Raw genomic sequence first — 11,262 nt, forward strand, 5'->3', positions numbered from 1 at the left:
TTTGTCGAGTCCTGGTACCCCAGCAAGACGGTCGATTGATCGTTGAACGGTCGAAAGATCGTTGCGGTTTTCCGCGAAATAGGCCCCGGTCGTCTAGCGGCCTAGGACGTCGCCCTCTCACGGCGGTAACACCGGTTCAAATCCGGTACGGGGTACAAGATGAGGCCCCCGGAGAAATCCGGGGGCCTCTTTGCTGTTCCAATGCGGCGAAGCGCGTGGCTTAGACGCCTGGAAGGTCGACGCCGAACATCGCGGCCGTGTCACGGGCCGAGGGCGTTCCGTGGTCAAGGTCGGCGCCACCTTCGATGAGTGCGGCAATGACGGCGTTTTCCTTCTTGAAGACCGCGCCCGCGAGCGGGGCCTGGCCTCGCTCGTTGGTGATGTTCGGATCTGCGCCGCGCTCGAGCAATGCGCGCACGGTCTCCTCGTGGCCGTTATAGGCCGCGAGCATGATGAGCGTGTCGCCGTTCTGGTTGCGCATGTCGATCGGGGCGCCGGCATCAATGTATGCCGCGAGGCGATCCGACTCGCCCGCGCGGGCGAGGTCGAATAGCCAATTGGCAAGCTCGGCGGGATCTGAACCGTCTGGAATGTTCTCGTGTGGATTCGTCATGTGTTAACCCTAGCGTGAACCTCTAGGCGAGTCCCCGGCGCTCGAGGAGCGCCTCGGCGCGTGGCTCGCGGCCGCGCACAGCAACGAAGGATTCCATCGGATCGCGCGCATTTCCGCGGGCAAGGAGTTCGGCGCGGTACCGCTCTCCGGCCTCGCGGTTCAGGCCGCCGTCGCCATCCTTGGCCGCTTCGGTGCGGAACCAGTTTTCGAGGTCGCCCACGAGAACCTCGGCCCACATGTACGAGTAGTAGCCGGCGTCGTAACCGCCGCCGAAGGTGTGCGCGAAGTAGGCCGAGCGGTAGCGCGGGGGAACGAGTTCGTGCGCGATCTCGAACTCGCGCAGTGCCGTGGCCTCGAACTGCTCAACGTCCTCGGGAATCTCTTCCGAACCCAGGCGGTGCCAGGCCTGATCAACAAGCGCGGCGGCCAGGAACTCGGTGGTGTCAAACGCTTGACCAAAGGTCGAGGCTGCCGTCAGCTTCTCGGCAAGCTCGGCCGGCAACGGCTCGCCAGTCTCGTGGTGAACGGCGTAGTTCGCCATGACCTGCGGATGGTACGCCCACATCTCAAACAGCTGGGAGGGCAGCTCCACGAAGTCGCGCGGAACCGCGGTGCCGGCGAGGGAGCGGTACTCGGTGGTCGTCAGCAAACCGTGTAGGGCGTGGCCGAACTCGTGGAAGACGGTGATCACGTGATCCCATGTCAGGAGCGTCGACTCGCCGTCCTTCGGCTCGGCGAAATTGCAGTTGTTGAGGATGACGGGCTTGTTGCCGTCCCGAGCGGAGCCGACCACGGCCGCGTTCATCCACGCGCCGCCCGACTTGCCGGTACGTCGGTAGTAATCGCCTTGGAACAGGCCAATGCCTTCGCCGTCGGCGTCGAGAACTTCCCACGTCTTCATCGTCGGCACGTAACCGGCGATGTCCTCGCGCGGCTTGAACGTGATGCCAAAGAGCTTCTCGGCCGCGAAGAAGATGCCCTTTTCCACGACGTTCTCGAGCTTCAGGTACGGCTTGAGAGCGTTGTCATTGAGGCCCAGTTCGCCGCGGAGCTTTTCCTGATAGTAGGTGTAGTCAGCTCGGCCAAGCTCGACGCCGTCGGCGCTTGCGAGCTCCTCGAGCTTGACGCGATCTCGCTCCACTGCCGCCACCGCCTTCGGCGCCACCGTGCCCAGCAGATCCACGATTGCCTGCGAATCCTTGGCCATGCCCGCTTCGGCCACAGCCTGCGCGTGGTACGGGTATCCAAGCAGCTCTGCACGCTGCGCGCGCAGCTTGGCAATCTTCAGCACAATCTCGCGGGTGTCCGAGGTGTCGTGAGCGCCGAGCCCACGTGAGAGCGAGGCCTCGAGCACCTTTTCGCGCGCCTCGGGCTGATCGAGATCCACCTGAAGGGTCTGGTTCGTGAAGTTGTCGAGCGGGAACCGGTAGGTGCCATCCTCCTGCCGCGCGCTCTCGAGCTGGTCGGCCGACAATCCCGCGAGTTCATCCTCGCTGTCGAACACAGCGGCGTTGTCGTCCATCGCCGTGGTCACGCGTTGGCGGAACTCCACCTCGAGCCCGGACAGCTCGGCGTCCAATTCGCGCAGCCGCGCCTTGTCGTCGTCGTTGAGCTCGATGCCCGAGCGCTTGAACTCCCTCAGCTCTTCCTCGACGTAGCGGCGTGTTTCGGGGTCGAGCGAGTCGAGATCGATGGCTGCGAAGCGGTCGTAGATCCGCTTGTCGAGGCGGTAGGCGTTGTCGTGCTCGGTCAGGAGCGGATATACCTCGGCTTGTGCGGCGTCGAGCTCGTCGCCGCCGATCGAGGACATGAGCGTGAACGCCGCGTTCAGCGCGAGCGATGCCTCCCGGCCCGCATCTTCTAGAACGTGCACGGTGTTCTCAGCGGTCGCCGGCTCGGTATTCGCCGCAACCTTCTCCCATACCTCCCGCTGGCGCGCCATCAATTCCTTGGCGGCGGGGACAATGTGCTCCGGCTTAATCGCGGTCCAATCGGGGACGCGGTAGGGGAGCGTGGACTCGGTTAGCAAAGGGTTTGTTGTCATGGCGTCCATGATACGGATGTGCGCGCTCAATCCCCACCTGAAAACTGCGGGGCCTGCACTGTGAACACCGGAAGATGCTCACCCTCCTGTTCAGGCGTATATTGGTGAGGTCCCGCATCACACGTCCAGCCGCGCCATGAAAGATGGTTATGGATATTCTCTTTGCTCTTCTACCTTCGCTCTTTCTCGGGCCGCTCGGTATCATGCTCGCGAAAATCGGCGGTACCGTGCGCCAACAGACGCTCGGCGAAATGCTGGGAGCGCTCGTCGTGGCGGGAATTGCTGTGCCATTCTTATCGCCAGCTTGGACGACGACGTCGTTCCTCGTCCCCTTCCTCGGTGGCATCACGTGCGCGATCGGGATAGCGATGCAACTGTATTCTTTCCGCGTCGTGGGAGTCTCACGCACGATGCCGATTTCCACGGGATTGCAGATTATCATCACGGGCCTAGCTGGCGTGTTGCTCTTCAACGAGTGGGCAACCCCGCGGGCGACCCTTCTGGGCGTGGGCGCGATGGCGATCATTATGTCCGGAATCGCGCTAACTAGCTTCAGTGAGCGGGAGGCCGGCAGTGGCACGCTTGATGCCGATGAGCCGAATGCGGGTGTCGCGGGCGCGTCCGCGAAAGTTGTGGACAGGGCAATGATTCGCAAAGGGCTGGCCATCAACGTCGTCTCGGCTTTCTTCCTGTGCGGATACATGGTGTGGCTACGTTGGGAAGACATCAGCTACACCGAGTTCATTTTCCCGCTGGCACTTGGGATGAGCGTAGGGGCACTCTTCGTTGCCGCATTCATGCGCGATGATAAGCCACTGGCTAATACAACACTCGCGAAACTGCTGGTTCCGGGTGTGATGTTCGGGATCGGCGTGATGCTCATGCAAATTGCCAATCAGCGCGTTGGTGTGGCCACTGGATTCACCCTTTCGCAAGTAGGCGTTGTCATCTCGGTGTTTGGCGGTATCGTTTGGCTTCAGGAGCGTAAAACTCCCGCCGAGCTACGGGCGTCGATTGCGGGGGTTATTCTTGTGCTCGTGGGCGCAGCAATCATTGGATACACCAAGACCCTTACGTGAGCTGAATAGTCGGATCGGTGTCAATACCGCATGAGGTTGCCTTGCGGTCCGGCGTGCGCGTGGTGGACTCCGCAGAGCTCGGATCGCTCGAGGTGAGGCCGACGCGCAACGCGCCGGCCTATGTTCTGCCGAACCAGCTCTACAAGGGCAAGGAGGAGTGGCTCAAGGAAATTCTCGGCCAGAAGCGCGTGAAGGAAGCGGACTGGACCCGAGTTGTTGAGCGCCTCCCGAAATCTTCTGGCTTGGCCTAGCGCGGTGGCGGAGGAACTGAATCGGGCGCAGGACCGTTTCCGTTAGCCGATCGTGACCGGCGCGGTGTCGCGCGAGTGGCCGATCTCCGGCACTTCCCAGATGTCGAGGCTGGTGATCTCCCTCGCCGCGTCCACGAGAGCCTTGCGGTCGTCGTCGCCGTCAATGGAGGTGAACTGACCAAGCAAGAGCCCGGCCGCGCCGTCGAATAGCCCCAGCTGGCGCATCTGTTCCATGTAGGACGCGCTCGCTTCCAACCCGGGGCCGAGCGCCTCGAGGAGCACGAGCCTGCCCGCGGAGTCGGGCCAGTAGCGCGTGCCCGCGAGTTTTGCGAAGCACCGGATGTTTCCGCCGACGATCGGCACGTCGGGAAGATCGTGCTCCCCGCGGGAAAGTGGCCGGATCGGCTCGCTTGACAGGATGGCGGCGACGTCGCCCGCCCCGCGCACGGTGATCGTCTGCGGATTCCACAGCACGGCCTGCTGGCCCGTCATCGCCGGAATCGCGTTGACGATCGTGGACAGATCCGAGAATCCCGCGAACGGCTTCGGGTTTGCCCGCACGAGCTCCCAGTCGATGAGATCGAGAACCTCGTTGGCAAGATCGCCGCCGGTCACGTCGAAAATCGCGCGGACGTCGTCGTCGGCATACAACTCATTGAGAAGATCCGCCCGCGCGTGCGGCGAAATCCGCCAGATGCGCGCCGATCGCGTGCGTTGCTCGTGACCGTCGAAGCGCTCGATCATGCGGGTGTCGAGCGGGTAGCCCGCCGATTCGAGAACCTCCCGGAAGGCGCCGAGGGAGTCGCGCAACCAGGTGTGTGGGGGATTGGAGCACCCCGCGAGGGCGATCGTCATGAAAGCACCTCGACCAGCGGCTTTGCCACGTCGGACCATCGCCACTGCTCGTCCACCCAGCGCCTGCCGGCCTCGCCCATCGCCTTCGTGCGCTCGGGGTCCCTGAGGAAATAGTTCACCGCGGCCGCAACCGCCGGCACGTAGTTTCCGTTGACGACGAGGCCGGTCTCGCCGTTCTTCACCGCCTCGGGCGCGCCGCCAGAATCACCGGCGACGACGGGCAGGCCCGCCGCATACGCCTCGAGGTAGACGATGCCGAGCCCCTCGATGTCGAGGCCGCCGCCGCGTGTGCGGGCGGGCATGGCGAACACGTCGCCGAGCGAATAGTGGGCGGCAAGCTCGGCGTAGGGCACCTCGCCGGTGAACACGATGGACGAGGCGACGGGGGAGGCCGCCGCCATCGCCTTGAGGGTTTCGCCGTAGGGTCCCTTGCCGACGATCACAAGAATCGCGTCCGGATAGTTCGCGACGACGGATGGCCACGCCTCAATGAGCCGGTCTTGCCCCTTGCGCTCGACCAGGCGAGAAATGCAGACGACGACGGGCGCGTCGCCCAGACCGTAGCGCTTGCGCAGGTTCTCGCGGGCGGCGGGATTAAATGCGAACTGCTCGGGGGTGATCGCGCCGTGAAGCTGCATGATTTCGGTCTCGCCGATGAATGGCTTCAGGCGCTTGAGGGTTGCCTGCGTGAGGTAGGTGACGATGTCGGCGTCGCGGAAGACCTTCTCGAGGATTTGGCGGGCTCCCGGGATCATCGACCAGCCGATCTCGTGGCCGTGCGTGGTGGAGATGACGCGATCGGCGCCGGCCTCGCGCGCCGCGTTCGCCAGCAGGCCAAGCGGTGCGGCGGCTCCGAACCAGATGTTCTTCACGTCGTGGTCGCGGATGATGCGCTGCATCTGCCTCTTCACCTCGGGCGTGGGCAGCATCATCGTCCCGGGATAGCGGACGACGTCGTAGGGCTGAGCCGCGTCGTAATCGGCGGCGAGCTGCGAGCCGGCAGCGGTGTCCGAGTCCGGCGGGGTCGAGGCGTAAACGATGAGCTGGTGAGGATCGAGCTCACCGACGAATCCCTCGAGGAACGTCTGGATGCCGCCCGCGCGAGGCGGGAAATCGTTGGTGACGAGAAGAGTCTTGCGCATGCGTCCCAGTCTACGGGTTTACGCGCTGCTGGGAATCGGTGCGCTAGGAGTGGTCCGTGCGCTTGAGGACTTCCGTGAGCCGATTCGCAGCAGTCACGACGGCGGCCGCGTGCTGGCGCCCGGGCTGGCGGCCCATGCGCTCGACCGGACCGGAGATCGACACGGCTGCGATGACGCGACCCGAAGGACCACGAACCGGCGCCGAAATCGAGGCGACCCCAGGCTCGCGCTCGCCGATCGACTGAGCCCAGCCACGGCGTCGTACCGCAGAAAGAATGGTGGCGGTGAACTCCGCGCCGTGCAGGCCGCGGTGAAGCTTGTCTGGCTCTTCCCACGCGAGGAGGACCTGCGCGCCGGAGCCCGCGTGCATCGAGAGCGTGGCGCCGACGGGAATAGAATCGCGCAGCCCCATCGACCTGTCGGCCGCGGCCACGCACACGCGCTGGTCGTTTTGCCGGCGATAGAGCTGGGCGGACTCGCCCGTGTGGTCGCGAAGGGCGATGAGAACCGGGTTGGCGGCGGCGAGGAGACGATCCTCACCTGCGGCCGAGGCGAGCTCGGACAGGCGGGGGCCGAGGGTGAAGCGGCCCTGCATGTCGCGCGCAACGAATCGGTGAAACTCGAGCGCCACGGCGAGCCGGTGGGCGGTCGGGCGCGCGAGGTGGGTTGCATTGACGAGCTGGGCCAAGGTCAGTGGGCCCGCTTCGAGTGCGCTCAAAACTAATGTGGCTTTGTCTAGAACTCCGACGCCACTTCCGCTACGATTGTCCATGCGTTGATATTCTCATCTCATTCCGTGAGATGCAAGCGCGGCACAACAACCCGTCAATAAAGGTAGGACACATGAGTGGAACATTGGCAGAAAAGGTATGGCACGACCATATCGTCAAGCGCGGTGACAATGGCGCGCCCGACCTCCTTTACATTGACCTACAGCTCGTCCACGAAGTAACGAGCCCGCAGGCGTTTGAGGGCCTTCGCCAGGCTGGGCGGCCGGTGCGCCGGCCCGATCTGACGATCGCGACCGAGGATCACAACACCCCGACCCTCAACATCGACCTCCCGATTGCCGACCCGACCTCGCGCACGCAGATCGACACCCTGCGCAAGAATGCTGAGGACTTCGGCATTCGCTTGCACTCGCTCGGCGACGCCGATCAGGGAATCGTCCACGTCGTCGGCCCGCAGCTGGGCATCACCCAGCCCGGCATGACGATCGTCTGTGGCGATTCGCATACCTCGACGCACGGCGCTTTCGGCGCGCTCGCGTTCGGCATCGGAACCTCGCAGGTTGAGCACGTGCTCGCCACGCAGACCCTGCCTGTTGCGCCGTTCAAGACGATGGCCATTAACGTCAACGGCACGCTCAAGCCGGGGACCACGGCCAAGGACATCATCCTCGCGATCATCGCGAAGATCGGCACGAATGGCGGCGCGGGCTACGTGCTCGAATACCGCGGCGAGGCGATCCGCAACCTCTCGATGGAGGGGCGCATGACGATCTGCAACATGTCGATCGAAGCCGGTGCGCGCGCGGGCATGATCGCACCCGACGAGACGACGTTCGAGTACATCAAGGGCCGCCCACACGCTCCCGAGGGCGAGGAGTGGGAGGCCGCCGTCGAATACTGGAAGACGCTTCGCACCGACGACGACGCCGTCTTCGACGCCGAAGTTGACCTCAACGCCGATGATCTCGAACCGTTCGTCACGTGGGGAACCAACCCCGGCCAGGGCATCCCGATCTCCGGCGAGGTCCCGGATCCCGCCGACATGGGCGACGAAACCAACCGCACCGCCGCTGAGCGCGCACTCGAGTACATGGATCTGGCGCCCGGCACGAAGATGAAGGATATCGCCGTCGACACCGTCTTTATCGGATCGTGCACGAACGGCCGCATCGAGGATCTTCGCAACGTCGTCAACATCATCAAGGGCAAGAAGAAGGCCGACGGCGTGCGCGTCATGGTCGTTCCCGGCTCGGCTCGCGTACGGCTCCAGGCCGAAGAAGAGGGCCTTGATCAGGTGTTCCTCGAATTTGGTGCCGAGTGGCGCAATGCCGGCTGCTCCATGTGTTTGGGTATGAACCCGGACCAGCTCTCGCCAGGCGAGCGGGCGGCGTCGACCTCCAACCGTAACTTCGAAGGCCGCCAGGGCAAGGGCGGGCGCACCCACCTCGTGTCGCCGCTCGTCGCTGCTGCCACCGCCATTCGCGGCACGCTGTCCACGCCGGCCGATCTCGAGAACTAGGGGAGAAGAAAGATGGAAAAGTTTATTAAGCACACGGGTGTTGGCGTTCCGCTGCGCCGCTCGAACGTGGATACCGATCAGATCATCCCCGCAGTGTTCCTGAAGCGCGTGTCGCGTACCGGCTTCGAAGATGCGCTGTTCTACGCGTGGCGCAAGGATCCGGATTTCGTGCTGAATCAGGACGAGTACAAGCGCGGGTCCGTGCTTGTTGCCGGGCCGGATTTTGGCACGGGTTCCTCGCGTGAGCACGCTGTGTGGGCGCTCAATGATTACGGTTTCAAGGCCGTGCTCGCGCCGCGCTTTGCGGACATTTTCCGCGGGAATGCGGGCAAGCAAGGGCTCGTGGCCGGCGTTGTTGCGCAGGAGGACATCGAGCAGCTGTGGAAGATTCTTGAGAATGAGCCGGGAACCGAGGTGACCGTAGATCTTGAGAATCGTCAGGTTGTTGCCGGGGGCTTCACCTGCTCGTTCAACATCGACGACTACACGCGCTGGATGCTCATGGAAGGCCTCGATGACATCGGCCTGACCCTTCGCGACGAAGAGCTCATCACCGAGTTCGAGCAGAACCGCCCGGGCTACAAGCCCAAGACCCTGCCCGCGAAGACGGCGGGCGAGGAGCGCGTCGAGTCGGCCCGCCCGATCGACGAAGAGGCTCCGCTCGGCTAAGCCCAATCGGCGGCGAGGCAACGCTTGGTCAGATTTGGTCAGATTTGGTCAGATTTGGTCAGCCTCGAGACGCCGTCGCCAGCCTCGATCGGCAAACCCCAATCGGCGGTATAGCACCGATCAGATAGGCCCAACTCGCACGAGGGGACGTGGCAACGCGTCACGTCCCCTCTTGTGCGCGCCCAGTCTGCTATCCGGCGTACCATTCGGGTTCATTTATCCTCGGCGGAGCACCAAACGGAGGAGGGCGTACCATTCGAGGGGGTCGCGAACCCATTAGGTACGCCGCCTAGCCCCGGTCAACCCATTAGGTACGCCGCCTTGCCCAGTCGACCCATTAGGTACGCCGCCTACCGAGCTGGCGTGCAAAGAACGCCCGAGTTCTACGCGAAAGCCGCGATGACGACGTCGATCGCCCGGCTTCCGTCTAATTCGGTGGGGACACGCGCCACCCGGCGTACTATTCGGGTTCATTTATCCTCGGCGGAGCACCAAACGGAGGAGGGCGTACCATTCGAGGGGGTCGCGAACCCATTAGGTACGCCGCCCGGCCCCAGCCAACCCATTTGGTACGCCGCCCGCCACCAGATCACGCCGCAGCCCGCGTAGGCGCGATGGAGTACCGCCCAAGCCAGGCTTCAAAGCGAGCGGAATCCACGACGTCGCTGAATTGAACGCGAAGCACCGTGAAACCGAGGGAGCGAAGCGTCGCATCGCGGTTGCGCTCATCAAAGAACGCTTGAACTTGGCCGTTCTCATGCAGCGCGTACTTGTACTTGCCATCGGCTTCGTAGATGGTGCGGGATGTGGCGTCGTAACCGTCGACCCGGTACACCTTGCCCTGCGCAATCACAATGACCTGCGGCTCCGGAACCGCGAACCCGGCCACATGGAAACGCCACCTCATTCGAGATTCGGCCGGCGACTCCACCCGCCCATCCGCAACAGCAAGAACGCTACGAATATTGTTGATGCCTGGTCGCGGCCCTTGCCGGGATGCAAGCTCCGTGATCCGCTCGACCGATGTGAGCTGATTGTGAAGCGCGAAGTCGGCCGCGATGAGCGCCGCCTCGCAGCCATTTTCGCAGGCAATATCAACAATTGTCTGTTCAATAGACGTCACCGTCACGTGACCGATCGTCACAACCTCGGGCGGCACGGCAGTTCTTCTCGTTCGCTGATGACGGGTTCGCCGAGTGCTTATATTCCCCAGCGAGACACGCCGCACGACGTCCGGCGGGACTCCAATAATCGGTATGCCCCACACGATTGCCGCCGAAATATCCGCAATCGCCGTGTTTGAACGCCGGTGAGACAGATAGTCGATCACGTGCAGATGGTGGTCATTCTGCTTCATCCATTGTTCCCGTTGGCGACCAGCTTCATCCTCAGTCAACGCCGCGTACCCCCGCGCTACCTTCGTGTACCCCGTCTCGGAGCGAGCCCGCCAAAATGCCTTCGTGTTGAGATTCTTCTCGTCCTTGCGCCGCGTTGAACTCCGCGCCCGAATCTCCGCCAGCTTCCGTCCCCTGCGCGCCGCGTGAACTTCCAGCTGATCGGGCGAGAACTCCGGCGGGGCACTGGAAAGGAGCTTGACTGAGTTGTCCCCAGTTTCCAGTTGCTTGCGCTGGATTTTTTCGATTGTTCGCCTATCTGCCATGGATCTATTTCCGCATATTTTTCGGAAGCGGTGTGCGCGAGGAACGCCAATTGTGGATCACGACGACGGCCCGCCGCCTGTGGATAAAAGTTTGCATGGTTTTGGATGGACTTGGCCAAGACGGTGGCACGTGCCCCGCCGAATTAGACGGAAGCTGAGCGATCGACGTCGTCATTGCGGCTTTGCCGCCAAACGTGGGTTTTCTTTGGGCGCAAGCTCGGTAGGCGACGTACCAAATGGGTTAGCTGGGGCTGGGCGGCGTACTTAATGGGTTCGTGGCCCCCTCGAATGGTACGCCCTTCTCCGTTTGGTGCTCCGCCGAGCTGAAAGGAGCCCGAATGGTACGCCGGGTGGCGTGTGCCCTCGCCGAATTAGACGGAAGCTGAGCGATCGACGTCGTCATTGCGGCTTTGGCGCCGAACGTGGGTTTTCTTTGGGCGCAAGCTCGGTAGGCGGCGTACCTAATGGGTTAGCTGGAGCTGGGCGGCGTGCTGAGTGGGTTAGCTGGAGCTGGGCGGCGTACCTAATGGGTTAGCTGGGGCTGGGCGGCGTACTTAATGGGTTAGCGCAAGCTAGGCGGCGTACCAAATGGGTTCGTGGCCCCCTCGTTTGGTACGCCCTTCTCCGTTTGGTGCTCCGCCGAGGGGAAATGAACCCGAATGGTACGCCGCCTGAAGCGGGCGCGGTGGATGGGACGAC

The 11,262-nt window shown here is 63.3% G+C and carries 10 protein-coding genes and 1 tRNA gene; 5 read left to right on the plus strand and 6 right to left on the minus strand.

The window, feature by feature from the left end:
- Positions 1 to 82 precede the first annotated feature (82 nt).
- A tRNA-Glu gene (locus tag ACHFFR_RS00680) sits at positions 83 to 155 on the plus strand.
- 65 nt (positions 156 to 220) lie between these two features.
- Here the strand turns inward: ACHFFR_RS00680 and ACHFFR_RS00685 are convergent.
- On the minus strand, positions 221 to 613 hold the full coding sequence (locus ACHFFR_RS00685; RefSeq protein WP_394262344.1) for an ankyrin repeat domain-containing protein: 393 nt from the start codon (positions 611 to 613) through the stop codon (positions 221 to 223).
- A gap of 22 nt (positions 614 to 635) precedes the next feature.
- Complete coding sequence (locus ACHFFR_RS00690) at positions 636 to 2,657, minus strand: M3 family metallopeptidase (protein ID WP_394262345.1); 2,022 nt, start codon at positions 2,655 to 2,657, stop codon at positions 636 to 638.
- A gap of 149 nt (positions 2,658 to 2,806) precedes the next feature.
- On the opposite strand from ACHFFR_RS00690, the gene ACHFFR_RS00695 reads away from it, so the two are divergent.
- A complete protein-coding gene (locus ACHFFR_RS00695) occupies positions 2,807 to 3,736 on the plus strand; it encodes a GRP family sugar transporter (protein WP_394262346.1) in 930 nt (309 codons plus the stop codon).
- Between the two features lie 17 nt (positions 3,737 to 3,753).
- Positions 3,754 to 3,987 (plus strand): hypothetical protein, encoded by a 234-nt coding sequence (locus ACHFFR_RS00700; RefSeq protein WP_394262347.1) that lies wholly within the window; start codon positions 3,754 to 3,756, stop codon positions 3,985 to 3,987.
- A gap of 42 nt (positions 3,988 to 4,029) precedes the next feature.
- On the opposite strand, the gene ACHFFR_RS00705 is transcribed toward ACHFFR_RS00700, so the two are convergent.
- The 3 genes from ACHFFR_RS00705 to ACHFFR_RS00715 are packed head-to-tail and all read right to left on the minus strand — an operon-like array spanning position 4,030 to position 6,756.
- Positions 4,030 to 4,842: an LD-carboxypeptidase gene (locus tag ACHFFR_RS00705; RefSeq protein WP_394262348.1), complete on the minus strand. Its 813-nt coding sequence runs from the start codon at positions 4,840 to 4,842 to the stop codon at positions 4,030 to 4,032.
- Complete coding sequence (locus ACHFFR_RS00710) at positions 4,839 to 5,984, minus strand: glycosyltransferase family 4 protein (protein WP_394262349.1); 1,146 nt, start codon at positions 5,982 to 5,984, stop codon at positions 4,839 to 4,841. The genes ACHFFR_RS00705 and ACHFFR_RS00710 overlap by 4 nt, the downstream gene beginning before the upstream one ends.
- A 43-nt stretch (positions 5,985 to 6,027) precedes the next feature.
- Entirely contained in the window at positions 6,028 to 6,756 is a 729-nt protein-coding gene (locus tag ACHFFR_RS00715; protein WP_394262350.1) for an IclR family transcriptional regulator, read from the minus strand.
- A 71-nt stretch (positions 6,757 to 6,827) separates the two neighbouring features.
- Here ACHFFR_RS00715 and leuC point away from each other — a divergent pair, with 71 nt between their 5' ends.
- Both leuC and leuD read left to right on the plus strand, forming a co-directional pair.
- A complete protein-coding gene (leuC, locus tag ACHFFR_RS00720) occupies positions 6,828 to 8,234 on the plus strand; it encodes a 3-isopropylmalate dehydratase large subunit (RefSeq protein ID WP_394262351.1) in 1,407 nt (468 codons plus the stop codon).
- A gap of 12 nt (positions 8,235 to 8,246) precedes the next feature.
- Positions 8,247 to 8,903, plus strand: coding sequence for a 3-isopropylmalate dehydratase small subunit (leuD, locus tag ACHFFR_RS00725; RefSeq protein WP_394262352.1), 657 nt, complete (start codon positions 8,247 to 8,249; stop codon positions 8,901 to 8,903).
- Positions 8,904 to 9,492: 589 nt separating this feature from the next.
- Here leuD and ACHFFR_RS00730 read toward each other — a convergent pair.
- Positions 9,493 to 10,563: a hypothetical protein gene (locus ACHFFR_RS00730; protein ID WP_394262353.1), complete on the minus strand. Its 1,071-nt coding sequence runs from the start codon at positions 10,561 to 10,563 to the stop codon at positions 9,493 to 9,495.
- Positions 10,564 to 11,262 lie beyond the last annotated feature (699 nt).

The sequence above is a fragment of the Trueperella sp. genome (genome assembly GCF_043424875.1).
Taxonomy (GTDB): domain Bacteria; phylum Actinomycetota; class Actinomycetes; order Actinomycetales; family Actinomycetaceae; genus Trueperella.

What these genes read in the sequence shown, in the direction of transcription:
- leuD (WP_394262352.1), top strand. Translation starts at nt 8,247, where the DNA reads ATGGAAAAGTTTATTAAGCACACGGGTGTTGGCGTTCCGCTGCGCCGC.
- ACHFFR_RS00715 (WP_394262350.1), bottom strand. Translation starts at nt 6,756, where the DNA reads ATGGACAATCGTAGCGGAAGTGGCGTCGGAGTTCTAGACAAAGCCACA.
- ACHFFR_RS00710 (WP_394262349.1), bottom strand. Translation starts at nt 5,984, where the DNA reads ATGCGCAAGACTCTTCTCGTCACCAACGATTTCCCGCCTCGCGCGGGC.
- ACHFFR_RS00730 (WP_394262353.1), bottom strand. Translation starts at nt 10,563, where the DNA reads ATGGCAGATAGGCGAACAATCGAAAAAATCCAGCGCAAGCAACTGGAA.
- ACHFFR_RS00705 (WP_394262348.1), bottom strand. Translation starts at nt 4,842, where the DNA reads ATGACGATCGCCCTCGCGGGGTGCTCCAATCCCCCACACACCTGGTTG.
- ACHFFR_RS00685 (WP_394262344.1), bottom strand. Translation starts at nt 613, where the DNA reads ATGACGAATCCACACGAGAACATTCCAGACGGTTCAGATCCCGCCGAG.
- ACHFFR_RS00690 (WP_394262345.1), bottom strand. Translation starts at nt 2,657, where the DNA reads ATGACAACAAACCCTTTGCTAACCGAGTCCACGCTCCCCTACCGCGTC.
- leuC (WP_394262351.1), top strand. Translation starts at nt 6,828, where the DNA reads ATGAGTGGAACATTGGCAGAAAAGGTATGGCACGACCATATCGTCAAG.
- ACHFFR_RS00695 (WP_394262346.1), top strand. Translation starts at nt 2,807, where the DNA reads ATGGATATTCTCTTTGCTCTTCTACCTTCGCTCTTTCTCGGGCCGCTC.